This is a genomic window from Nonomuraea sp. NPDC000554, from assembly GCF_040300065.1.
GTDB lineage: Bacteria > Actinomycetota > Actinomycetes > Streptosporangiales > Streptosporangiaceae > Nonomuraea.
In genome coordinates, this window is record NZ_JBEPDC010000007.1 from 18,862 (window position 1) to 41,983 (window position 23,122).

20 protein-coding genes are annotated in these 23,122 nt (G+C 71.7%); 14 read left to right on the plus strand and 6 right to left on the minus strand.

Features of this window, described 5'->3' with window-relative positions; translation table 11 throughout:
* Positions 1-6 precede the first annotated feature (6 nt).
* Positions 7-744, minus strand: coding sequence for an SDR family oxidoreductase (locus tag ABT294_RS15500; protein ID WP_350806239.1), 738 nt, complete (start codon positions 742-744; stop codon positions 7-9).
* A gap of 93 nt (positions 745-837) precedes the next feature.
* On the opposite strand from ABT294_RS15500, the gene ABT294_RS15505 reads away from it, so the two are divergent.
* Complete coding sequence (locus tag ABT294_RS15505) at positions 838-1,701, plus strand: LysR family transcriptional regulator (protein ID WP_350806241.1); 864 nt, start codon at positions 838-840, stop codon at positions 1,699-1,701.
* 228 nt (positions 1,702-1,929) lie between these two features.
* Here ABT294_RS15505 and ABT294_RS15510 read toward each other — a convergent pair whose 3' ends face one another.
* The gene (locus tag ABT294_RS15510; RefSeq protein WP_350806242.1) at positions 1,930-2,841 is read right to left on the minus strand and encodes a TIGR03621 family F420-dependent LLM class oxidoreductase; all 912 of its coding nucleotides are present in this window, start codon (positions 2,839-2,841) and stop codon (positions 1,930-1,932) included.
* Positions 2,842-2,970: 129 nt separating this feature from the next.
* Between ABT294_RS15510 and ABT294_RS15515 the strand changes: the two genes are divergently transcribed.
* From ABT294_RS15515 to ABT294_RS15545, 7 genes are all read left to right on the plus strand, one after another.
* Entirely contained in the window at positions 2,971-3,912 is a 942-nt protein-coding gene (locus tag ABT294_RS15515; protein ID WP_350806244.1) for a phytanoyl-CoA dioxygenase family protein, read from the plus strand.
* Positions 3,897-4,853, plus strand: coding sequence for a phosphotriesterase family protein (locus ABT294_RS15520; RefSeq protein WP_350806245.1), 957 nt, complete (start codon positions 3,897-3,899; stop codon positions 4,851-4,853). Before ABT294_RS15515 ends, ABT294_RS15520 begins: the two co-directional genes overlap by 16 nt.
* Positions 4,850-6,040 (plus strand): cytochrome P450, encoded by a 1,191-nt coding sequence (locus tag ABT294_RS15525; RefSeq protein ID WP_350806246.1) that lies wholly within the window; start codon positions 4,850-4,852, stop codon positions 6,038-6,040. Before ABT294_RS15520 ends, ABT294_RS15525 begins: the two co-directional genes overlap by 4 nt.
* 132 nt (positions 6,041-6,172) lie before the next feature.
* Positions 6,173-7,033, plus strand: coding sequence for a Gfo/Idh/MocA family protein (locus ABT294_RS15530; protein ID WP_350806248.1), 861 nt, complete (start codon positions 6,173-6,175; stop codon positions 7,031-7,033).
* A 198-nt stretch (positions 7,034-7,231) separates the two neighbouring features.
* Positions 7,232-8,191, plus strand: a complete 960-nt coding sequence (locus ABT294_RS15535; RefSeq protein ID WP_350806249.1) for an ABC transporter substrate-binding protein — start codon at positions 7,232-7,234, stop codon at positions 8,189-8,191.
* On the plus strand, positions 8,191-9,222 hold the full coding sequence (locus tag ABT294_RS15540) for a FecCD family ABC transporter permease (protein ID WP_350806251.1): 1,032 nt from the start codon (positions 8,191-8,193) through the stop codon (positions 9,220-9,222). The genes ABT294_RS15535 and ABT294_RS15540 overlap by 1 nt, the downstream gene beginning before the upstream one ends.
* Complete coding sequence (locus ABT294_RS15545; RefSeq protein WP_350806252.1) at positions 9,219-9,992, plus strand: ABC transporter ATP-binding protein; 774 nt, start codon at positions 9,219-9,221, stop codon at positions 9,990-9,992. Before ABT294_RS15540 ends, ABT294_RS15545 begins: the two co-directional genes overlap by 4 nt.
* 85 nt (positions 9,993-10,077) lie before the next feature.
* On the opposite strand, the gene ABT294_RS15550 is transcribed toward ABT294_RS15545, so the two are convergent.
* The gene (locus tag ABT294_RS15550; RefSeq protein WP_350806254.1) at positions 10,078-11,745 is read right to left on the minus strand and encodes a hydantoinase B/oxoprolinase family protein; all 1,668 of its coding nucleotides are present in this window, start codon (positions 11,743-11,745) and stop codon (positions 10,078-10,080) included.
* Complete coding sequence (locus ABT294_RS15555; RefSeq protein WP_350806255.1) at positions 11,742-13,748, minus strand: hydantoinase/oxoprolinase family protein; 2,007 nt, start codon at positions 13,746-13,748, stop codon at positions 11,742-11,744. The genes ABT294_RS15550 and ABT294_RS15555 overlap by 4 nt, the downstream gene beginning before the upstream one ends.
* A 104-nt stretch (positions 13,749-13,852) precedes the next feature.
* On the opposite strand from ABT294_RS15555, the gene ABT294_RS15560 reads away from it, so the two are divergent.
* The 3 genes from ABT294_RS15560 to ABT294_RS15570 all read left to right on the plus strand — a co-directional run bounded on the left by ABT294_RS15560 (position 13,853) and on the right by ABT294_RS15570 (position 17,729).
* On the plus strand, positions 13,853-15,337 hold the full coding sequence (locus ABT294_RS15560) for a S1C family serine protease (RefSeq protein ID WP_350806257.1): 1,485 nt from the start codon (positions 13,853-13,855) through the stop codon (positions 15,335-15,337).
* Positions 15,337-16,965, plus strand: coding sequence for a serine/threonine protein kinase (locus tag ABT294_RS15565; RefSeq protein WP_350806258.1), 1,629 nt, complete (start codon positions 15,337-15,339; stop codon positions 16,963-16,965). The genes ABT294_RS15560 and ABT294_RS15565 overlap by 1 nt, the downstream gene beginning before the upstream one ends.
* Before the next feature lie 101 nt (positions 16,966-17,066).
* A complete protein-coding gene (locus ABT294_RS15570) occupies positions 17,067-17,729 on the plus strand; it encodes a response regulator (protein WP_350806259.1) in 663 nt (220 codons plus the stop codon).
* Here ABT294_RS15570 and ABT294_RS15575 read toward each other — a convergent pair.
* Entirely contained in the window at positions 17,669-18,373 is a 705-nt protein-coding gene (locus tag ABT294_RS15575; RefSeq protein ID WP_350806260.1) for a hypothetical protein, read from the minus strand. The two genes, ABT294_RS15570 and ABT294_RS15575, sit on opposite strands and share 61 nt — an antisense overlap.
* Before the next feature lie 162 nt (positions 18,374-18,535).
* On the opposite strand from ABT294_RS15575, the gene ABT294_RS15580 reads away from it, so the two are divergent.
* The 3 genes from ABT294_RS15580 to ABT294_RS15590 are packed head-to-tail and all read left to right on the plus strand — an operon-like array spanning position 18,536 to position 22,277.
* The gene (locus ABT294_RS15580; RefSeq protein ID WP_350806261.1) at positions 18,536-20,608 is read left to right on the plus strand and encodes a DUF6421 family protein; all 2,073 of its coding nucleotides are present in this window, start codon (positions 18,536-18,538) and stop codon (positions 20,606-20,608) included.
* Positions 20,605-21,234 (plus strand): SDR family NAD(P)-dependent oxidoreductase, encoded by a 630-nt coding sequence (locus ABT294_RS15585; RefSeq protein ID WP_350806262.1) that lies wholly within the window; start codon positions 20,605-20,607, stop codon positions 21,232-21,234. The genes ABT294_RS15580 and ABT294_RS15585 overlap by 4 nt, the downstream gene beginning before the upstream one ends.
* Complete coding sequence (locus ABT294_RS15590) at positions 21,231-22,277, plus strand: threonine aldolase family protein (protein WP_350806263.1); 1,047 nt, start codon at positions 21,231-21,233, stop codon at positions 22,275-22,277. The genes ABT294_RS15585 and ABT294_RS15590 overlap by 4 nt, the downstream gene beginning before the upstream one ends.
* 33 nt (positions 22,278-22,310) lie before the next feature.
* Here ABT294_RS15590 and ABT294_RS15595 read toward each other — a convergent pair whose 3' ends face one another.
* Positions 22,311-23,084: a M23 family metallopeptidase gene (locus tag ABT294_RS15595; protein WP_350806264.1), complete on the minus strand. Its 774-nt coding sequence runs from the start codon at positions 23,082-23,084 to the stop codon at positions 22,311-22,313.
* Between the last annotated feature and the right edge of the window lie 38 nt (positions 23,085-23,122).

Sequence of the window (23,122 nt, forward strand, 5' to 3'; positions counted from 1 at the left end):
CCGCGGTCACCAGGGGATGACGCCGTCGTCCTCAAAGAACGACCCCGTCGGGCCGCCGTCGGGCAGCGTGGCGAGCCGGATCGCCGTGGCCGCGCCCTGCTCAGGAGTGCGGGGTCCATGGAAGCCGGTGAAGTCGGTCGCGACCAGGCCCGGGCAGGCGGCGTTGATCAGGATGTTCGTACCGGCGAACTGCCGGGCGTACTGCACGGTGACGGCGTTGAGGAACGACTTCGACGGCGCGTAGGCCGCCATGATGGGGCCGACCTCGATGTCCGGGTCCGCCTGCCGAGTCAGGGAGGCGATGACACTGGAGAGGTTGACGATGCGTGGCGACGTCGAGCGCTGTAGCAGCGGAAGCATCGCGTTGGTCACCCGGATGACACCGATGACGTTGGTCTCCACGACCGTGCGGACCACGTCGAGGTCGAGCGTGGTCGGGTCCTGCATCCACCCCGGCCCCGTTTCTCCTGAGATGCCGGCGTTGTTGACCAGGACGTCCAGGCGCCCGGCCTGCCGTTCGATCAGTTCCGCGGCCTCGGTGACGCTCTGGTCAACGGTCACGTCCAGGGGCACCCCGAACGCGTCCGTCCCGGCGGCGCGCAGCTTCTCAACGGCGGACTCGCGCCGGGCCTCGTCGCGGGCTCCCACGCCCACGCGGTACCCGAGGGTGCCCAGCCCGGTCGCGATTTCGTACCCGATTCCCTTGTTCGCGCCGGTCACCAGCGCGATCTTCGTTTCGCTCATGCCGTTGATGTTCGCTCGCGGACGAGCGGTGCATCCAACACCGATCCGGTGTCCTGTCATACCCGGCAGGTATCACCGAGATATGCTGCGGCGATGGACACCTTGGAGACCCGCGAGTTGAGATACTTCATGGCCGTCGCCGAGGAACTGCACTTCGGCCGCGCCGCCGAGCGCCTCGGCATGGCCCAGCCACCGCTGTCCCGGGCGATCCAGCAGCTCGAGCGGCGCATCGGCGTCTCCCTGCTGAAACGTAACCGCCGCGGCGTCTCCCTGACCGGCGCCGGAGAGGTGCTGCTGCACGAGGGCCGCGCAGCCCTCGACGCGATCACCGCTGCCGCTCGCCGCGCCCGTCGCGCCGGTGGCGCTGACAGTCCGGATGGCCCCCGCAATCGCCTGGTGCTGGCGTTGAAAGCCGCCGCATCTCACGAGCTGCTGCAGAAACTTCTCGACGCCTACGCGGCCGAGCCCGATGCCGCCGAGATCGAGGTGCTGCCGTGCGGCATGTGTGAGCAGGCAGAGCTGCTGCGCGATGGCCGCGCTGATGTGGCGCTCATGCACACGCCGTTCAACTCCCTCGCCGGGTTCGACAGCGAGACACTGATGACCGAGGGGCAGATCGCCATCCTGCCTGCCGGGCACCCCCTCGCCGCGCGCAGGACCCTGTCCCTGGCCGACGTCAGAGACATCCCCGATCTTCCGCTCGCCCGCTGGCCCCGCCACGGCACGTACGCACCCGGCCCGGGCCCCGAGATCCACGACCAGACGCAGCTGGCCCAGCTGATCGCCCTCGGACGCACCGTGGCCGTCTTCCCCGACTCCGCCCGCGCCTGGCTATGGGCCGAGCACACCGCCGTCCCCGTGACCGACGCACCCCCCGTCGTCACCCACATCGTCTGGCCTGCGCACAGCCGCTCCCATGCCCTCGCCGCGCTGATCCGCACGGCCGCACAGCTATGACCTTCTCGTGCCTTCCATCACCCTGATGACACGCCGCCTGACCACCGGCCCCCACATCCCACCGCCGCCCGCCCACGGCACCGCCGCGACTCCGTGTTCCCCCTGCCGACCTTCGCGCCGGCAGAAGGCGTACCGGGCCGCCAACGGGTCGAGCGGGTCACGCCAGGCAGTAGCACCCGCCGCTCGCGCAGCCACCCCACCGCCGAGTGGGTGCGCGTCGTTGTGCTCTCAGGTGGTGGCGAGTTCCTCGACTACTGGGGTGAACGCTTTCAGGTCGCGTTCGTGGTGGAGCACGAAGTACGAAATGTCGTGGCTATCGCGCCAGTAGCGCAATTTATCCACGATGTCGTGATGGGTGCCTAGGAGGACCTGGGGGGTGTCGTCCAGGGACCTGGTGTCGGCGGCGCTCCACGTCTCCTCGGCCTGGCGGACGCCCACCTGCATCACGCTGGTGCCCAGTTCGAGGCGCTCGTACCGGGCGCCGGCGGCCTCCCTGGCCACCCGGAGCTTCCCCAGGAACGCCGCCGCCCCGCCGTCGCCTCCGTCGGGGCCGGTCCCGTCGGCGCGGACCCGCATCCCGATGTTGACCACGTCGGCCTCGCGGGCGGCGAGCCGCAGCATCCGTGGGCCGCCACCCCCGAGAAGCAACCGTGGATGCGGCCGCTGTACGGGCTTCGGCTGCTGGTCGAGCTTCGAAATCCGGTAGTGCGTCCCTTCGAAATCGAATGCGCCCTCGCTCCACAGCCCCTTGAGCACGGTGACGGCCTCGCGCAGCCGGTCCACCCGCACGCCGGGGGGCTCGAACCCGAGCCCGCTCGCCGCGTAGTCGGACGCCATCCAGCCCGTCCCCAGGCCGACCTCCACCCGCCCCTCGGACAGGACGTCCAGGGTCGCGACCTCCTTGGCGAGGACGGCCGGGTGCCGGAAGTCGTTGGCGAACACCAGCGTCCCCACCCTCAGGCGGCTGGTGGCGCAGGCGGCGGCGGCGAGCGACGCGACGGGCGCGAACCTCGGCCCGACCAGGTGGTCCGGGACGAGCAGCACGTCGAACCCGGACTCTTCCAGCTGACGGGCCTTCGCGGCCCAGGCTTTCCCGGACTCCGCCTGCCTGACCACCGCCCCGAACCTGAACCGCCGCACTCCGCCACTCCTCTCGCGAGACAAGCAAGCGCTTGGCTAGGAGTGTATGCGCTGTCGTCCTCGCCCGCCCCTGGAGTGCGAAGGGTCGAGAGGGCTACCAAGCGCTTGCTACAAGTGTAAGACTGAGGCATGGACATCGCGGTGCGCCAGGCGACCGACGACGAGGCCGGCTTCTTCCAGGAGCACGGGTGGGTGCGGCTGCCCGGCCTGGTCGGCCCCGAGGACGTGGCGGCGTTGCGGGAGCGGGCCCTGGGGCACGTGACGGCGCGGGCCCGTGCCACGGCGGGGCCAGACGCCGCAGCTCGGGAGGCGGCAGGTGCCGGTGCCGAGCGCCGTGGCACGGCAGGGGGCGGTGTCGCGGGGCCGGGGGTGACAGGGGATGGCGACGTGGATTCGGGGGTGACAGGGGATGGCGACGTGGGTTCGGGGGTGACAGGGGCCGGGGCTGTGGGGCGCGGGGCGTTGGTTGATCGGGCGTTCGGGCAGAGCAGGGACATCGGCGAGAGCGACGAGCTGTTCGGGGCGCTCGCGCTCGCCGCGGAGATGGGCCGAAACGCCGTCCGGCTGTTGCACGGCGTGCGGGCCGTCCGCGTGCAGGTGACGAACCTGCTGGTCAAGGAGGTGGGCGAGCACGGCGCCACCGAGTTCCACCAGGACTTCCCGTGGATGCCGATGGACCGCTCGGCCATGCTGACGTTCTGGCTCGCCCTGGTGGACGTCCCCGCGGACATGGGCTCGCTCAGGTTCTACAGCGGCTCCCACCGTCACGGCCTGCTCGGACGGAGCTTCACCCGCGTCGGCGACGACCAGCTCAGTCAGCACCCGTGGCTCAAGGAACTGGAGCTGTCGCCGCCGCTGGACCTGCGGGCGGGCGACGCGACCGTGCACCACGCGCTCACCGTCCACGGCGCCCCGGCCAACCGCCGCGACAGCCCGCGCCTGTCGTTCACCGTCACCTACTTCGACGCCGACGCCCTCTACACGGGCACGCCGTACCGGCAGACGGACGGCCTGGGCCTCGAGGTGAACCGGCCGTTCGAGCATCCGAGGTTCCCGTGCCTGAGACCGTGAGGGGCCCGGTCGCCGAGCTGGGGGCGACGCTGATGCACGAGCACGTGTTCGGCCTGAGCCCGGAGATCCTGTGGAACTGGCCGGACCTCCCGGAGGGCTGGGACCTGGAGGTACGCGCCAGGGAGGCCGCCGCCAAGCTGGACGCGCTCAAGGCCGAGGGCGTCGACACGATCGTGGACCTGACGGTGGTGGGGCTGGGCAGGTACGTCCCGGCGGTGCGGCGGGTGGCCGAGCTGACCGCGGTGAACATCGTGGCCGCCACCGGCCTCTACACCTACGACGCGCTGCCGCCGTACTTCGGCAACCGGGGGCCGGGCTCGCTGTTCGGCGGGCCCGACCGGCTGGCGGAGTTCTTCGTCCGGGACATCGCGCACGGCATCGGCAGGACGGGGGTGAAGGCGGCCGTGCTCAAGTGCGCCTCCGACCACCTCGGCCTGACCAGCGGATGCGAGCGGGTGTTCCGCGCGGTCGCGGAGGCGCACCTGGAGACCGGCGTGCCGATCACCACGCACTCCCACAGCGCCTCCAGGGGCGGGCTGGAGCAGCAGCGCCTGCTCGCCTCGCTCGGCGTCGATCTCGGACGGGTCGTGATCGGCCACGCCGGGGACTCCACCGACCTGGCCTACCTGGAGGAGCTCCTGGCCAACGGCTCGTACCTGGGCATGGACCGCTTCGGCATCGAGACGATCAGCCCCTTCGAGGACCGGGTGTCGATCGTGGCCACGCTGTGCGAGCGCGGGCACGCGGGCCGGATGGTCCTGGGGCACGACTCGTACTGCTTCAACGACCGCTTCGATCCGCAGGTCGTCCGGGAGCGTCACCCGAACTACCACCTCCTGCACATCTCCCGGGACGTCCTGCCCGAGCTGCGCAGGCGGGGCGTCACCGAGGAGCAGATCCGTCAGATGCTCGTCGACAACCCGCGGAGGATCTTCGGATGATCGAGGACTTCGACGTCAGCGCGGACTGGCACGTCGCCGCGCCGTACCCGTTCCTGGCCGGGCTGCGCCGCGAGCGCCCGGTGTTCCGCAGCGAGCACCTCGGCGCGTACGTCCTGACCAGGCACGCGGACGTCCGGGCGGCGTACGGCGATCCGCGGCGGTTCTCCTCGGCCGGCTCGCTGACGATCTCCCGCAGCCTCACCAGGGAGACGCGCGAGAAGCTGGGCGAGCACGGGTCGTTCCTGTCGAGCTTCGTGGCCAACGTCGACCCGCCCGACCACACCCGGCTGCGGCGCTCGGTGTCGAAGGCGTTCACGCCGCGCGCGGTGTCGGCGCTGGAGCACCGGTTCAGGGAGCTCAACGAGGACCTGCTCGACCGCGTCCAGCCGCAGGGGGCGGCCGACTTCGTCCGGGAAATCGGGCACGAGCCGTCGATCAAGCTGACCGCGCGCTTCATCGGGGTCCCCGAGCAGGACGAGGCGTTCGTCCAGGCGCACGTGAAGGACTGGTTCCAGCTCTTCCTGTCGCCGCAGCCGCCCGAGCGGCAGCTGGAGCTGGCCGACAGCTTCCTGACCTACCTGGCGTACGTGGACGGGCTGGTCGCCGACAGGGCCGAGAACCCGCGGGACGACTTCACCTCCCTGATGGCCTCGCTGATCGGGCAGGAGCTGACCCATCGCGAGGTGGTGGAGCTGATCTCCACGATCCTGCTCGGCGGCAACGACACCGTGCCGAACCAGCTGGGCAACAGCGTGCTGCGGCTGCTGCGGGAGAAGGCGTGGCCGGTGCCGCCGGCGTTGGTCCAGAACACGGTCGAGGAGTGCATGCGCATCGACGGCGCCTCGCTGGGCTCGTTCCGGTACGCGACGACCGACATCTCCCTACATGGTGTGACGATCCCGGCGGGGGCGCTCGTCCTGCTGTCCACCGATTCGGCGGCGCACGACGAGACCGTCTTCGCCGAGCCCGAGCGCTTCCTGATCGGCCGTCCCAACGCCGACGCGCACCTGGTGTTCGGCTACGGCATCCACTTCTGCGTCGGTGCGGCCCTCGCCCGCCTGCAGCTGCGGACCGCGATCGAGGTGCTCGGCCGCCGCCTGCCCGCCCTCCGGCTGGCGGACCGGCCGATCTCCTACCGCAGGTCGATCGTGGGTCGCGGGCTGGCCGCTCTCCACGTGGAGTGGTGACGCCCCGGCCCTTCGCGGGCCCCGGTAGCCGCCTGCTCCCACAACGCCTCTCCTCCCTCTCAAGGACCCGCACCCCGCACTCTCCGGAGGTTGGTCCAATAAGGTCTGCTAAAAGCGGAAACGGGAGGTTCGATGGAGCCGGTAGCGGTGGGTCTGATCGGTGCTGGGCCGTGGGCGGAGATGGCGCACGCGCCGATGCTGGCCAAGGGGCCGCACACCCGGCTCGCGGGCGTGTGGGCTCGGCGTCCCGAGGCCGCCGCACGGCTCGGCGCGCCCGTGTTCGAGCGGGTCGAGGAGCTGTTCGACGCGTGCGAGGCCGTCGCCTTCAGCGTCCCGCCCGCCGTGCAGGCCGAGCTGGGTGTGCTGGCCGCGCGGGCCGGCAAGGCGCTGCTGCTGGAGAAGCCGCTGGCCGACTCGCTGGAGAACGCGCGGCGGCTGGCCGACGCGGTCGCCGAGACGGGCGTGCCCACGCAGATGGTGCTCACCATGCGCTACACCCCCCAGACCAGGACGTTCCTCGCCCGCTGCGGCGAGATCGAGCCGTTCGGCGGCCATGCGGCCAACATCTCCGGCGTGCTGACCGGCGGCCACGCGTTCGGCACGCCGTGGCGGCTGGAACGCGGCGCGCTGCTGGACGTGGGCCCGCACGTGGTGGACCTGCTCGACGCGGCGCTCGGCCGGGTGACCGGCGTGCGCGCGCACGGAGACCCGCTCCGCTGGACCGGCCTGCTGCTCGAGCACGAGAGCGGCGCGGTCAGCGAGGCGTCGCTGTGCATGGCCGCCGTCGGCGACCTGCCGCCGTCGACGTTCGCGGTGTACGGACGGACGGGCAACGCGGTCCTCCAGCCCTGGGAAGACGACCCGTTCGACATCATCGCCGAGGAGTTCGCCGCGACCGTCAGGGCGGGCGGCGGCCACCCGCTCGACGCGGCGCACGGCCTCAGGCTTCAGCAGGTCCTCGCGGAGGCGGAGCGTCAGCTCGCCACCCCTTGACTTCGGGCGCATCCGGGGAATTGATAGCGTTTGTCCGACGCGCAGAGCGCAGCGAAGTCCGGTGCGAGTCCGGCGCTGTCCCGCAACTGTCATAGCCAGGTCGCCTGCCTCCGCGCTGACGTCATCAACCCTCGTGGAAAAGGGTGATCCGTCGCTCATCGCGGGTCTCTCGGTTCCGACAGTGTGAAAGGACTTCTCGTGAGGCCCGTACGCACGGCCTTCGCGGGCGCGCTGCTGGGAACGCTCGTTCTCGCCGGATGCGGCCAGAACGGCACGCCCGCCGCCCCCACAGCCGCATCCCCCGCCACCGCCCCGGCCGCCTCCGCCGGTTTCCCCGTCACCGTCGAGGCGGGCAACGGCAAGGTCACCCTCGACAAGAAGCCGGAGCGGATCATCTCCCTCTCGGCCGCCCACACCGAGACCCTCTTCGCCATCGGCGCGGGCCCCCAGGTCGTCGCGGTGGACGACCAGTCGAACTACCCGCCGGAGGCCCCCAAGACGAACCTGTCGGGCTTCAAGCCCAACGTCGAGGCCATCGTCGCCCAGAAGCCCGACCTGGTGATCGTCTCCAACGACATCGACAAGGTCGTCGCCGAGCTCGGCAAGCTGAAGGTGCCCGTCCTGCTCGAACCCGCCGCGACCAAGCTGGACGAGGCGTACGACGAGATCGCCGACCTGGGCGCGGCCACCGGCAACCAGGCCAAGGCCGGCGAGGTCGTGACCACCATGAAGTCGTCGCTGGAGAAGCTGGCCGCCGCCGCGCCCAAGGGCAAGAAGCTCACCTACTACCACGAGCTCGACCAGACGCCGTACGCGGCGACGTCCAGCACCTTCATCGGGCAGATCTACGGCCTGTTCGGGCTCACCAACATCGCCGACAAGGCGCCCGACCCGGCGGGCGGCTACCCCAAGCTGTCGGCCGAGTTCGTCGCCCAGGCCGACCCCGACCTGATCTTCCTCGCCGACACCAAGTGCTGCCAGCAGAGCAAGGAGACGCTGGCCAAGCGTCCCGGCTGGAAGGACCTGTCGGCGATCAAGAACGACCAGGTGGTGCAGCTCGACGACGACATCGCCTCCCGCTGGGGGCCGCGCGTCGTGGACCTCGCCCAGACGATCGGCGACGCCGTCGGCAAGGCCGCGAAGGCCGCGAAGTCGTAGTGCCCGTCCTTCAGGCGTCCAAGGCCAGACCCGTGTGGCTGGTCGGCGGGCTCGGCGTGCTGGCCGTCTGCATGGTCGTAGGGCTGCTCGTCGGGGCCGCGAGCATCTCGCCCTGGCAGGTGGTCCTCCAGGTGGTCGACTGGCTGCCGTTCACGCAGGTGGACTCCGGGCTCGCGCCGGTCGAGCAGACCCTGCTGTTCGAGCTGCGCCTGCCCAGGGTGCTGGTGGCGGCCGTGGTCGGCGGGCTGCTCGCCATGGCGGGCGCGGGCTACCAGGGCGTGTTCAGGAACCCGCTCGCCGACCCGTACCTGCTGGGCGCCGCCGCGGGCGCGGGGCTCACGACGACCGTCGTCATCGTGCTGTTCCCGGCGCCGCTGGGCACGATCCCGGTGGCCGCGTTCGCGGGGGCGGTGGGCGGCGTGCTGCTGGCGTACCTGCTGGGCAACACCGCCGGACGCTCCGGCGGCACCGCGACGCTGGTGCTGGCCGGGGTCGCGGTCACCTCGTTCCTCACCTCGATCCAGACGTTCATCCAGCAGTTCAAGGTGGAGGAGCTGCAACGCATCTACGCGTGGATCCTGGGCGACGTCGGCGGCGGCTGGGACCAGTTCTGGCTGGTCCTGCCGTACGCGGCGGTGTCGTCCGTGCTGCTGCTCCTGCACGGCCGGATGCTCGACGTGCTGTCCGTGGGCGACGAGGAGGCCGTCAGCCTGGGCGTGCGGGCGTCCCGGGTGCGGCTGGCGGTGCTGCTGGCCGCCTCGCTGGCCACCGCCGCGGCCGTCGCGGTGAGCGGGCTGATCGGGTTCGTCGGCATCGTCGTCCCGCACGTGGTGCGGCGGCTGGCGGGCGGCTCGTACCGGATCGTGCTGCCGCTCTCGCTGATCGGCGGCGCGGCCTTCCTGGTGCTGGCCGACCTGATCGCGCGCACCGTCATCGCCCCCGCCGAGCTGCCGATCGGCGTCGTCACCATGTTCGTGGGCGCGCCGTTCTTCGTGGGCGTCCTGCGCATGACCAGGCGGGCCGCCACGTGATCTCGGCCACGTCCCTGTCGGTGCGGCTCGGCGAGCGCCAGGTTCTGGACGAGGTGGACGTCCAGGTGCGGGCAGGCGAGTGGCTGGCGGTCATCGGGCCGAACGGCGCCGGCAAGTCCACCCTGCTCAAGGCCGTCATGGGCCTGGTCGCGCACCGCGGCGAGGTGACCATCGACGGCCGGCCCGCCGACGCGCTCCGGCCCAGGGACCGGGCCAGGCTGGTGGCCTACGCCCCGCAGACGCCCGCGCTGCCGACCGACATGACGGTCTTCGACTACGCGCTGCTCGGGCGTACCCCGTACATCCCCTACCTCGGCAGGGAGGGCCGCCGCGACAGGGACGTGACCGCGTCCGTCCTCGACCGGCTCGACCTGGACGGCTTCGCCACCCGCAGGCTCGGCGAGCTGTCCGGCGGCGAGCGGCAGCGGGTGGTGCTCGCCAGGGCGCTCGCCCAGCAGGCGCCCGTGCTGCTGCTCGACGAGCCCACCACCGCCCTCGACCTCGGGCACCAGCAGCAGGTCCTGGAACTCGTCGACCGGCTCAGGCTCGCCGACGGCCTCACCGTCGTCACCACACTGCACGACCTGACCGTGGCCGGGCAGTACGCCGACACCCTCCTGCTGCTCGCCCGCGGGCACGCCGCCGCCGTCGGCAGGCCCGACCAGGTGCTCACCGAGACGCTGGTGGGCAAGCACTTCGACGCCCGTGTCACGATCGAGCCGGGCCCCGGCGGGCGGCCCGTCGTCCACCTGGTCAGAGGAGGGTCGTGAGACTCACGTATCGGGTCGAAGAGGGCGTGCGGCTGGGGTCTCCGCTGTGGGAGTTCAGTCCGGGCCGGTTGTCTGAAGGCCGTCCTCAGGCGTCCAGGGTGACGCCGTAGTCCTCCAGGGCGCCGCGCGGGGTGACGCGGCCCGCTTCGAGGTCGGCGAGCACCGCGTCGCGATCCCGCTCGGCCGGGGAGCCGATGCCGCCGCCGCCCGTCGTCTCCACGATGAACGCCTCACCGGCAACGAAGCGGACGTTGTTCACCTTGGACGCGAGCCGCTCGACCGTCCCGTCCAGGTGCCGCCGGAAGAAGCCGCCGAGGCGTCCTGGCAGGCCGCCGTCGCGTCCCGGCGGGGCGAGGCGGAGGCGGTCGCCCCGGGTCGTGACGTGGCAGTCGGCCAGGAACCGGTAGACGGTCCGCGAGCCCAGGCCGCCCCGGTGCCTGCCGGGTCCGCCGGAGTCCGGGACCGTCGCGATCGACTCGACCACCACCGGGCAGCGGCTCTCCACCGGCTCGGCCTGCGGCACCGAGTTCCGCCCGATGCCGAAGTGGACGCCCGTCGCGTCCGGACCGTCCAGCCCCTGCCGCGCGCCGACGCCGCCGAAGTCGTACGACAGGTGGATCCAGTACGGCGCGCCCACGGCGGCGATCGAGAACGGCTGCAGGATCCCGCTCGCCGCGATCGCCCGCTCGGGCACCGCGTCGGACAGCGCCTGGAAGATCGCCTCCATGGCCGCGTAGACGGGCACGAACCGCCCCCCGCACGGGAACGGGGAGCGCGCGTTGAGCAGCGACCCCTCGGGCAGCCGCACCTCGATCGCCCGCAGGCAGCCGTCGTTCATCGCGATCGACGGGTCGAGGAAGCACCGCACGGCGAACACGGCCGCGGCCATGGACTGCGACGCCGACGCGTTGATCGCCGCGGGCACCTGCGGCCCCGTCCCGGCGAAGTCGACCACGGCCCGCCGACCGCCGAGGGTGACCGCCACCCGCACGTGGTGGGGGTCGCCGGGGTGCACCCCGTCGTCGTCGATCGGGTAGGACGCCTCGAAGCGGCCCTCGGGCAGGTCGGCCAGGGCCGCGCGGGTGCTCGCCTCGGTGTGGTCGAGGTAGTCCTCGACGCCCGCCTCCAAGCCGTCCTCGCCGTACTCCTCGACCAGGGCCGCCACCCGGGCGGCGGCGACGGCCGTCCCGGCGACCAGGGCCCGGACGTCGCCCATGACCTTGTCGGGGGTGCGGCTGTTGGCCCGCAGGATCGCCTCGACGGCCGGTTCGAGCCCGCCCGCGGTGGCCAGCCTGACGGGCGGCAGCTGCAGCCCTTCGAGGAAGATGTCGGTGGCCAGCGGCGCCATCCCGCCGGCCGACAGCCCGCCGAGGTCCGACACGTGGATCATGGTCGCGGTGAAGTAGCGCGGCGCGTCCCCGACGAAGACGGGCCGGTAGACGAGCAGGTCGTTGGTGTGGACGCCGCCCCGGTAGGCGTCGTTGAGCACGTACACCTCGCCGGGCCGCATCGTGCCGGGCGGCACGTCGCGCAGCAGCTCGGGCAGCGCGACCTTGAGCGCCATGCTGTTCATCAGCGTGGTCGCCGTCGAGTGCGCGATCAGCCGCCCCCGGACGTCCAGGATGGCGGCCGACGCGTCGGAGCCCTCGACGATGAACGTCGAGTACGCCGACCTGACGACCACGATGCTGGCCTCCTCGGCGGCCACCACCAGCGCGTTCCGCAGCACCTCCGCGGTGAGCCCGTCGCTCATCCCGCCTGCCTCAGCAGGTGGACGGCGCGGGCCGGGCCGAGGCGGGCGGTCCAGCCCGGCGGGACGACGATCGTGGACTCGGCGTCCTCCACGATCCCCGGCCCGGCCAGGACGTCCAGCGTGTCGCGGGTGTGCACCGGCACGTCCGCGTAGCCGCCCAGAGCGGCGAAGTACGCGGGCCGCGTGCCCACCGGGCCCGCCGTGCCCACTGTGCCGGGCGCGTCGCTCACCAGCGGCGCGCCGGAGGCCTGAGGGAGGGTGAGGCGGACGCGGTAGCTCACCAGCTCCGTCTCGCCGCGCTGGTCGATCCCGTACACCTCGGCGTACCGGGCGAAGAACCGCGACTCCAGCTCCGGCCGGGACGGCGACCAGGCCACCGTCAGGTCGTGCGACTGGCCCCTGAAGCGGACGTCCACCGAGCGCGACACCCGCACCCCCGCGTCCGTCAGGGCCACGCCGAGGTCGCTGGCCGCCGCCCGCTCCAGCGAGGCGAAGACCTCCTCCGGGTCGCCCGCGTCCAGCCGGGACAGGACCCGGTCCGTGGACGGCGCGCCCGCGAGCAGGCCGGCCGCCGAGGCGACGCCGCAGTGCGCGGGCACCACGACCGTGCCGATGCCGAAGCGCTCGGCGACCCGCGCCGCGTGCATGGGGCCCGCGCCGCCGAAGGCCACCAGCGGGAAGCCGCGCGGGTCGATGCCGCGCTGCACGGTCACCACGTGGACCGCCGCCGCCATCGAGGCGCTGACGATCTCGTGGACGGCGTGCGCCGCCTCCGCCCTGGACACGCCGAGCGGCCCCGCCAGCCGGTCCAGCGCCTTGGCGGCCAGCGACGGAGACAGGGGGATGGAGGCGGAGGAGAGGTAGCCGAGCACGAGGTCGGCGTCCGTGACGGTGGGCTCGGCGCCGCCCAGGCCGTAGCAGGCGGGCCCGGGGGAGGAGCCCGCCGAGCGGGGGCCGACGTGGAGCGCGCCGGCCGCGTCCAGCCAGGCGACGCTGCCTCCGCCCGCGCCGACCTCGGCGAGGTCGATGGCGGGGGTCTTGATGGGCACGCCGGTTCCGGCCCGCCGCCCGCCGAAGCTGCCCTTGCCGCCGACGTGGAACTCGTGCGTGATCTCGGGCCTGCCGTCGCGGACGACACAGGTCTTGGCCGTGGTGCCGCCCATGTCGAACGAGATCACGTCGCGGAAGCCGGCGGAGGCCGCGGCCAGCACGCCCGCGGCGGGGCCGGACTCGATCGTGGCCACCGCCCGCCGCGCGGCGAGCTCGGCGGAGATCACGCCGCCGCCCGACTCCATGACGTGGATCGGCGCGGTGACGCCCAGCTCGGCAAGCCGGGCGCGGAGCCTCGACAGGTACGACGCCATCAAAGGGCCGATATAGGCGGACATGATGGTGGTGGTGGCGCGCTCGTACTCGCGGATCTCCGGCCACACCTCCCACGAGGCCACCACGTTCGGGACCGACGCGCGCAGGATCGTCGCCACCTCCCGCTCGTGCGCGGGGTCGGCGTAGGAGTGCAGCAGGCAGACGGCCGCGGACGTGATGCCGCGCCGGGCGATCTCCGCCGCCACCCGCCGCACCGAGCCGGGATCCAGGGGCGTCAGGACCTCGCCGCGCGCCGAGACCCGCTCGTCCACCTCGAAGCAGTCGCCGGGGGCGACCGGCGGAGGCGGTGGCGTGAAGCGCAGGTCGTACCGGTCCTCCTCGACGCGGGCGTACCGGCCGAGCGGGACGACGGAGCGGAAGCCGCGGGTCGTCACGAAGGCCACCCGCACCCCGGTGCGTTCCAGGATGGCGTTGGTGGCCAGGGTGGTGGCGTGCGCGACCCTGGTGACGAGGGCCGGGTCCAGGTCGGCGAGGACGCGCGTAACGCCGGTGACGATGCCCGCGATGGGGTCGTCGTGGGTGCTCAGACACTTCGCGACGGTCACGTCGCCGGAGGGGCCGCGCAGGACGACGTCGGTGAAGGTGCCGCCGACGTCCACCCCGATCGCGTAGCCCATGCTGGCACGGTAGGTGCTCAAGCAAGCGCTTGTCTATCCATGGGTCTCTTGACTTACGGCAGGCGCTTGGGACCCTGGTTACATCCCCACAGTTGGGAGCGGAGATGGCGCGTCTCACAGCTCTGGCAGGTGGCGTCGCGGTGGCCCTGGTGTCGCTGGTGCCGATCGTGCTGACCGCGGTGCCCGCGATGGCACACGAGCATCCCAGCGGGATCACCGACCTGGTGACACCGGCCGTGGTGCGGGTCGAAGCGACGTCCCATGTGAAGATCACCCTGCTCGACCACATCGGCGAGCTGGTCCACGTGGAGCGCTCCTACGACGTCCCCATCGGCGTCGGGACGGGCACCGTGGTCAACCCCGAGGGCGCGGTGGTCACGCTCACCCGCGTGGTGCGGACCGACCAGGACGTGGCGGTCTACGCCGCCAACAGGATCTTCGCCGAGCACCACAAGGTGAAGATCCCGGCCGACTTCAAACGGCACAAGCTCAAGGACGACCTGCTCAACCACCACCTGAAGGAGTGCTACCCGCCCAAGACGGACACCGCCACCTGCATCATCGACGTGACCACCGAGATCACGGTCTTCCCCAACGTCTCGCCCGTCGACCCGAAGGGGCTCAAGGCCGACCTGGTCTACGCGGGGTCGCAGCCCGACAGCCCGGCCGTGCTCGTCCCGTCGGGGCGGGTCGTCGGCAGTGTCGGCATGCCGACGGCGCCGCTCGCCGACAAGGTTCCCGACCAGCAGGGCTCGCCCACCAACGTGGCGGGCTTCCTCGGCAGGCCGGGCCCGAACGTCCAGCACACCGTGGAGATCGCGCACCTCGGCAAGGGCGGCACCGGCGAGAACGGCAGGCAGTTCGCCGACCCCGAGAACAAGGTGGATGAACCGGTCAAACTCGGCGGCCTCGTGGACCGCGGCATGCGCGGAGCACCGGTGATCGGCGACAAGGACGGGCACGTCATCGGGATGCTCATCGGCGGCGGCAAGGACGCCAGGATGATCGGCGTCAGGGAGATCGCCGCCGCCCTGGCCAAGGCCAAGGTCGCCCCCCGCAGAGGCGCGATCGACTCGACGTTCGAGGCGGCGCTGACCCGCTACCACACCCACTACTACACCGACGCCGCGCCGGGCTTCCAGCGGGTGCTCGAGCTCTACCCGGGCAACGTGGTGGCCGCGGGGCTGCTCAAGACGTCCCTGTCCAAGCGGGGTGGCCCCGAGGACGCGGGCACCAAGCAGGCGGCGGCGCCCGCGGCCAAGTCGACGCCGCTCTGGCCGGTCAGCGTGGCCGCCGCGGTGCTGTTCCTGGCCGCAGGGGCGGGCGCGTTCCTGCTGTGGCGGCGGCGAGGTCCTGACGAGGAACCCGACCTGCCCCCGCCGCTGGTCGCGACCCCGCAGCCGAACGACGACGGCGCCGGCCAGACCGTCATGGTGCGCAGGACGCAGCTGCCGCTGCACGCGATCCCCCAGCAGAAGAAGGTGCTCACCGCCCAGCAGACGGCCACGAAGTACTGCACGGCGTGCGGGATGCGGCTGGGCCACGCGCACCGGTTCTGCGGCTACTGCGGTCACCCCAGCGAGACGTGATGCACTTGAACGAGCGTTCGTTGATCGGCCAGGAAGTGGCCGGTTACTACATCGAGGACATCGTCGGCAAAGGCGGCATGGCCGTCGTCTACCTCGCCCTCGATCCCAGGCTGAGCCGCCGGGTGGCGCTGAAGATCCTCAACCCGCTGCTCAGCGTCGACGACAGGTTCAGGCAGCGCTTCATCCTGGAGTCCAGGACGGTCGCCAGCATCGAGCACCCGAACATCATCCCGATCTACGAGGCCAACGCCGACGCCGACGGCGTGCTGTACATCGCCATGCGCTACGTCGACGGCCTCGACCTGCGCCGGCTCATCTACGACAGGGGAGCGCTGCCGCTCGGCCAGGCGAACCAGATCTTCGCCCAGGTCGCGGCGGCGCTCGACGCCGCGCACGCGCACGACCTCATCCACCGGGACGTCAAACCGGCCAACATCCTGCTCGCCCAGGACCACGTCTACCTGACCGACTTCGGCATCACCAAGCACCGCACCTCGATCTCCGGCCTGACCCAGACGGATCAGTTCATCGGGACACCCCGCTACATGTCCCCCGAGCAGATCAACAAGGAGCACATCGACGGCCGCTGCGACCAGTACGCGCTGGCCTGCGTCGCCTACGAGGCGCTGTCGGGCCGCCTGCCGTTCCAGCGCGACAACGACATCGCGCTGCTCTGGGCCCACCTGGCGGAGGAGCCGCCGCCGCTGTCGCGGATCAGGACCGAACTGCCGCGCGAGGTGGACGACGTGATGGGACGGGCGCTGGCCAAGTCCCCCGACGAGCGCTACCCGAGCTGCGCCGAGTTCGTCAGCGCGCTGCGCGACGCGATGAGCGGCCACCTCGGCGAGCCCGCCGCCCCCATGCCGCCGCGCACATTCCCGCGCCGGCAGCCCGTTTCCCCGGCGGACCCCGCGGACGCTCGTCCGGCCGTTCACCCGGCCGATCCCACGGCCGACCCCACGGCCGACTCCATGGCCGATCCCACGGCCGGTCCTCCGGCCGGGCAGGAGGACGGCCGCCGTCCCGGCCGGCTGCCGGTCATCCTGGTCACGCTGACCGCCGCCGTCGCGGCGCTGGTGATGATCGTGCTCGTCATCATGGGGCAGCGCAGCGACGTGTGGTCGCATTACAAGGTGACCACGGCCGCCCCGGTGGCCTTCGACTACCCGGCGAGCTGGGCCGTCAGGACGCACGGCGACCTGTTCGCGCTCGTCTCGCCGCACGCGGAGGAGTTCGAGACGCTGTTCGTCGCGGGGGTGGGCGCCGACTGGTCCACGGTCGCGCCGATCATCACCGACGACCCCGACGCCGCGTCCGGCTTCTACGTCCAGGTCTCCGACACGCTGGACGCCGCCGCCACGGCCGAGCAGATGAAGGCCACGCTCGAAGGGCTGCTGCCCGGCGAGGTGGACCTCGCCCGGCCCGTCCAGGACCAGGCGGGCACCGCGCCCGCGACCCGCTACGACGGCTCCCTGCACGACCCCAAGGGCGGCGGCTCCAGGCTCGGCTTCGTCAGCTACGTGATCGAGCGCAAGCCCAAGCCGATGCTGCTGCTCTACTTCTGCGCCAAGAACAGCTGCGACGACGCCACCCAGCGCCGCATCAGGCAGAGCATCAGGCCCTCCTGACGTGGGACCGGCCTGACGTGGGACCGGCCTGGCTTGGAACCGGCTTGTGGCCGGCTTGAGCCGGGTGTCCAAGGCGGCGTCCGGCGTCTACCCTCGCGGCTGTGGGCATACGAATCGTCATCGTGGACGACCAGGCGATGGTCCGGGCAGGGCTGCGCATGGTCGTGGACAGCGCGCCGGACATGGAGGTCGTGGGCGAGGCCGCCGACGGCCGCGAGGCCATCGCCGTGGCCAGGCGGACCCGCCCGGACATCGTGCTGATGGACATCACCATGCCGCGCCTCGACGGGCCGTCGGCCACCAGGGAACTGCTGGAGGACCCCGCGCCGCCCAAGGTCATCACCCTGACCACCTTCGACACCGACGAGAACCTCTACACCGCGCTGCGCGCGGGCAGCAGCGGCTTCCTGCTGAAGGTCTCGCCGCCCGAGCAGCTCATCGAGGCGATCCGGGTGGTGCACGCCGGCGACGCGCTGCTCGACCCGGCCGTCACCGGCCGGGTGATCGCCACCTTCGCCGCCGCCCCCGACCCGAGGCCATCGCCCCGGCTGGCCGAGTTGACGCCGCGCGAGCTGGAGGTGCTGCGGATGCTGGCGCGCGGCATCACCAACGCCGAGATCGCGCGGGAGCTGTTCGTCGGCGAGGCCACGGTCAAGACGCACGTGGCCAGGGTGCTGATGAAGCTCGGGCTGCGCGACCGGGCTCAGGCGGTGGTGTTCGCGTACGAGTCGGGCGTCGTCAGGCCGGGAGCGGTCGCGGGGTAGTACGACGCCCACGCCTCGTCGCCCATGCGCAGGATCTTCAGCCCGGTCCAGCCGAGCGCGACGACCGGAACGCTCCAGAACACCGCGGTCAGCGGCCCGTACGGGACGGGGAACGAGGCCACGTAGCCGATCGCGACCAGCAGCGGCACCCACCAGCCGACGAAGCCCGCCCGCCACACGGCGACGGTCAGCACGGGTAGGCCGAGGATGGCGAAGAACATCCACGGCAGCTGGAAGCCGTAGATCACCCCGGGCAGGTTCAGCATCTCGTCCAGGATCCGCTGCGCCTGCTCGGGTGGGTAGTGCCTGCCCAGCCACCACTCGACCGGGTCGGTCAGCAGCAGGCCCGAGGCGCTGACGTAGCCGACCGCCGTCAGCGCGCCCGCGACGTGGCCGAGCCTGGTCGCCCTGCGTCTGGTGAGGTGCACCAGGCCGAACACGGCGACGGCCATGAGGAGCCAGCTCCAGTGGTAGAGCGCCGACTGCGTCTGCGCGAGGGCCGGGTTCTGGCCGAAGCTGACACTCTCGCGGTCGTCGCCCCAGGTGCCCGGGTCGAGGACGACGGCCAGCGCCTGCAGCGACGGCGCGACGATCAGCAGGGTTCCGGCGGCGATCCGGCGGAAGGTCACCTGGTTCTTCAACATGTCCAGGAACGCTAGGCGCGCGGCGGTTCCCGCGTCGTCCGCCTGGAGGCCGATCCGGGGTCACCCTGACGGGGGATCTCAGCATGCGGAAGGGTCTGGCGGAGCATTGCCCAGTTATGTGTATATTTTCCGTTAAAGGACGTCTGTTGCAGGAGATTTTTCATGAAGGCGTTTCCCAGGGTGCTGTTCGACGAGGCCCACAGCGAGTCGTGGACCATCCGCCGCGAGGTGGCCGAGACCATCAACCCCGCGCATCCCGACGACAACGGCTACTCCCGCGCCGCCGGGCTGCTGCGGCACCTGGGACAGACGGTGACGGCCCACACCCAGGGCCCGCTCGACCAGGGAACGCTCCAGGACCAGGACGTCCTGGTCATCGCGCACCCGTCGGGTGAGCGCTGGGAGCGCACCACCGGCCAGGGCAGCCCGGTCTTCACCGCCGCCGAGCTGGACGCCGTCGAGTTCTTCGTCGCCGCCGGCGGCGGGCTGGTCGTGCTGGCCGAGGAAGAGCAGGACAAGTACGGCAACAACCTGAACGAGCTGCTCGCCAGGTTCGGCGTGACGGTGGAGCACACCACCGTGCGCGACCCCCGCCACGCCCACCGCGACGTCGCCACCTGGGTCCTCGCCGACCGCGCCACCGGCGACGGCCTGCTGGCGGGCGTCAAGCAGGCGTGCTTCTACCGCGCGGGCGTGCTGGCCGTCTCCGCGGACGCGGCGCAGGCGACCGTCCTGTTCGCGACCTCGCCGACCGCCGACCCGGCCGGCGCGCCGCTGGCCGTCGCCCTCCGGCACGGCCTGGGACGCGTCGTCGTGTTCGCCGACTCCGACCTGTTCGGCGACGACTCGATCGACGACTACGACCACCAGGTGCTCTGGGGCAACGTGGTCACCTGGGCGGCCCGCGTGCCGTCGGGCGACGAGGCGGCCGACCGCGTGAACCCCGAGGTCGCCCGGCTGTTCGGCGCGCTCAAGGCGGCCGTCGAGGAGCTGCGCCCGCTCCAGGTCAAGGACGGCTCGGTGCCCGAGGCCAAGGACGAGGCCAAGGCGCTGGTCGCCGCCGTCTCCGCCCGGGTCGGCGAGCTCTCCCCGCACTTCCCGCACGACGCCGCGTACCTGCGGGCCGTCCAGGACGACCTGGCCAGGTGGGCCGAGCAGGACCTCGGCGTGCCCGACTTCCTCGACTCGCTCGACCGCTTCCACCCCGACACGCAGCGCGTGGACGGCCTGGAGCACGTCGTGGTGTTCCCGATGTACACCCAGAACGGCAACCCGAACCGCAACCTCGAAGCGGTCTGGATCCGCACGATCTGGCCCGACTGGCTGGCCAGGGTGGAGTCGACCGGGTACGACAACCCGATGTTCGTGCCGATCGCGTTCGAGGACTTCACCTCCGGCTACGACAGCCACTCCGCGGTGCTCTTCCCCGAGACCGTGGCCGTGCGGACCACGCCCGCGCGCTTCACCTGGGGCGGGATCTTCGCCGACCGCGAGGCCGCCCGGTTCAGGCGGGTGTCCAGGGCCGCGACCGAGACGCTCAAGCTCGACCTGCCGCCCGACGCCGACAGGCTGCTGGACTCCCAGCAGCTCGCCCAGGACACGTTCGTGCTGTGGGACCTGATCCACGACCGCACGCACAGCCACGGCGACCTGCCGTTCGACCCGTTCATGATCAAGCAGCGGATGCCGTACTGGCTGTACTCCCTGGAGGAGCTGCGCTGCGACCTGACCGCCTTCGGCGAGGCCGTGGAGCTGGAGCGGCAGGGCGTGCCGCACGCCCGCTACGTCCAGCACGCGATCCTGTTCGACCGGCTGTTCCGGTTCCCGATCACCGGCGAGCGGGTGCGCAACTACGACGGGCTCGGCGGGCAGCTCCTGTTCGCCTACCTGCACCGCAACGACGTCGTCCGCTGGACCGACAACCGGCTCAGCGTCGACTGGGAGCGGGTCGCCGACGGGGTCGCCGACCTGCGGGGCGAGGTGGAGAAGCTGTACCGCGACAGCATCGACAGGTCCAAGCTGGCGCACTGGCTGGCCGCCTACGAGCTGGTGAGCGGCTACGTCGAGCCGCATCCGGCCTCCACCTGGGCGAAGGGCGTCGCGGCGCTGCCCGAGGAGCAGAAGGCCAAGGTGGACGCGGTGCTTCCGGACGAGTTCCCCCTGAGCATGTTCTACGAGGCACTTCGCCGTAAGCTGGGCGAAGTGGTCGAATCAACTAGGGGGATCCGGGCGTGATCATTCTTGTGACAGGGTCAGCGGGGCCCACGGGCGAGGCCGTCACCGGATACTTCACGAAACACGGCCACACCGTGATCGGAGTGGACAAGGACGACGTCGACCTGCTCGACCGCGCCGCCATCCAGGACCTCGCCGAACGGATCGAGAAGGAGCACGGCCACGTCGACGGGGTGGTGCACCTGGTCGGCGGCTGGCGGGGCGCGAAGAGCTTCGCCGAGACCGACCTCGGCGACTGGGACGCCCTGCACGACCTGCTCGTGCGCACGCTCCAGCACGTGTCGCTGGCCTTCGAGCCGCTGCTGCGCAGGAGTGCGAACGGCCGCTTCGTGATCGTCTCCGCCAAGGCCGCCGAGCGCCCCACCGCGGGCGGCGCGGCCTACGCCGCCGCCAAGGCCGCCTCGGAGGCGTGGACGCTCTCCCTGGCCGACGCCCTGCGCGACACCGGCAGCGCGGCCGTCATCCTGGTCGTCAAGGCCCTGGTCAACGACGCCATGCGGGCGGCCAAGCCGGATGCCAGGTTCGCCGGCTTCACCGACGTCAGCGACCTGGCGGAGGCGATCGGCGGGCTCTACGACCGGCCCGCCGCCGACATCAACGGCACCCGATTGGATCTCACCACGTGACCCTCAGGCACGACCCCCAGCTCAAGGGCTTCGCCAGCGACAACTACGCCGGGGTGCACCCGGAGATCCTCCAGGCCATCGCCGTCGCCAACGGCGGCCACCAGATCGCCTACGGTGACGACGTCTACACCGAGGCCCTGCAGGACGTCTTCAGGAAGCACTTCGGCGAGCGGGCCCAGGCGTGGCCGGTGTTCAACGGCACCGCCGCCAACGTGGTCTCGCTGCGCGCCATGACCGCCCACTGGGAGGCGGTCATCTGCGCGGAGACCGCCCACATCCACACCGACGAGGGCGGCGCGCCCGAGGTGGCGGGCGGCATCAAGCTGCTCACCGTCCCCACCCCCGACGGCAAGCTCACCCCCGAGCTGATCGACCGCCAGGCGTGGGGCTTCGGGGACGTGCACCGCGCCCAGCCGCGCGTGGTGTCGATCGCGAACACCACCGAGCTCGGCACCGTCTACACGCCCGACGAGGTGGCGGCCGTCTGCGCGCACGCGCACGAACTCGGCCTGCTCGTCCACCTCGACGGGTCGCGGCTGACGAACGCCGCAGCCGCGCTGGACGTCCCGCTGCGGGCGCTGACCGCCGACGCCGGCGTGGACGTGCTGTCGTTCGGCGGCACCAAGATCGGCATGCTGTACGGGGAGGCGGTCGTGGTGCTGAACCCCGAGGCCGCCACCGGGGTCGACTACATCCGCAAGACGTTCATGCAGCTGTCGTCCAAGATGCGGTTCGTGTCGGCGCAGTTCGAGGCGCTGCTGTCGGGCGACCTGTGGCTGCGCAACGCGCGGCAGGCCAACGCGATGGGCAAGCGGCTGGCGGAGGCGGTCCGCGACATCCCGGGCGTCGAGGTGCCGCGGCCCGTGGAGGCGAACGCCGTCTTCGCGGTACTGCCGAAGGACGTCACCGAGCGGCTGCAGAAGCGCTTCCGCTTCTACACCTGGAACGAGGCGACGGGCGAGGTGCGCTGGATGTGCGCCTTCGACACCACCGAAGCGGACGTCGACGCCTTCGCCGCCGCGGTCGCGGAGGAACTGGGATAGGGCTGTGCCGGTCTTCGGCACAGCCCCAGGACGTCAGTCGCAGTGCTCGAACGGGCTGTCGTAGACGTCCGAGCCGATCGCGCCGCCCCACTTGACGCAGGTGTGGGCGGCCTTGGCGCGGACGGGGCCCGCGTAGTACTGGAAGCTGCCGGAGTCCGTGTCACGAGGCTTGCCCTGAACCTCCAGGTACGCCTTCGCGGACACCTTGCCTTTGGTCCCGTTGCGCACGGTGGTGACGCAGTTCTGGCCGGCGGAGGCCGAGTAGAGCAGGAAGACGCGGCCCTGCTTGCCCAGCGTGGCCGAGTCGACCTGCGCGAAGCCCGCGCCGCACACCTGCTCGGGCGAGTACGGGTTCGACGTGCTGGTGGGGGTGGTGGTGGGCTTGCCCGTCGTGCCGCCGCCGCAGTTGTTCGAGGTCAGCGTCTGGTTCGGGTAGCGGTAGGGGCTGCCGTTGAAGCTCGCGCGGAGGATCTCGCCGGAAGAGCTGCGCTGCTCGTAGTGCAGGTGCGAGATGAGCTTGTACTTGGCCGAGGTGTTGCCGACCGCGCCGATCTGCTGGCCCTGCGCCACGTTCTGGCCGTTGGAGACCGCGCGGGATTTCAGGTGCGCGTAGAGGGTCACGCTGCCGTCGGAGTGACGGATCTTGACCACGTTGCCGAAGCCGTCGGTGGTCCGATATTCCGACATCACCACGGTGCCTGCCGCCGAGGCCACCACGGTCCTGCCGCGGTCCGCGTCGCCGTCGTCGGCGCTGCCGTTGAAGTCGATCTCGTTGCCGGTGTGGGCGTAGCTCTTGCTACTGCCCACCCAGGTCTCCCCGCAGGGGAAGGGAAGCTGGAACGTGG

Excerpts from the sequence above, each read along its gene's own strand:
- ABT294_RS15555 (WP_350806255.1), bottom strand. The coding sequence starts at position 13,748 with ATGGGCTACGCGATCGGGGTGGACGTCGGCGGCACCTTCACCGACGTC.
- ABT294_RS15580 (WP_350806261.1), top strand. The coding sequence starts at position 18,536 with ATGAAGGCGTTTCCCAGGGTGCTGTTCGACGAGGCCCACAGCGAGTCG.
- ABT294_RS15575 (WP_350806260.1), bottom strand. The coding sequence starts at position 18,373 with ATGTTGAAGAACCAGGTGACCTTCCGCCGGATCGCCGCCGGAACCCTG.
- ABT294_RS15565 (WP_350806258.1), top strand. The coding sequence starts at position 15,337 with ATGCACTTGAACGAGCGTTCGTTGATCGGCCAGGAAGTGGCCGGTTAC.
- ABT294_RS15505 (WP_350806241.1), top strand. The coding sequence starts at position 838 with ATGGACACCTTGGAGACCCGCGAGTTGAGATACTTCATGGCCGTCGCC.
- ABT294_RS15525 (WP_350806246.1), top strand. The coding sequence starts at position 4,850 with ATGATCGAGGACTTCGACGTCAGCGCGGACTGGCACGTCGCCGCGCCG.
- ABT294_RS15550 (WP_350806254.1), bottom strand. The coding sequence starts at position 11,745 with ATGAGCGACGGGCTCACCGCGGAGGTGCTGCGGAACGCGCTGGTGGTG.
- ABT294_RS15515 (WP_350806244.1), top strand. The coding sequence starts at position 2,971 with ATGGACATCGCGGTGCGCCAGGCGACCGACGACGAGGCCGGCTTCTTC.
- ABT294_RS15560 (WP_350806257.1), top strand. The coding sequence starts at position 13,853 with ATGGCGCGTCTCACAGCTCTGGCAGGTGGCGTCGCGGTGGCCCTGGTG.
- ABT294_RS15500 (WP_350806239.1), bottom strand. The coding sequence starts at position 744 with ATGAGCGAAACGAAGATCGCGCTGGTGACCGGCGCGAACAAGGGAATC.
- ABT294_RS15530 (WP_350806248.1), top strand. The coding sequence starts at position 6,173 with ATGGAGCCGGTAGCGGTGGGTCTGATCGGTGCTGGGCCGTGGGCGGAG.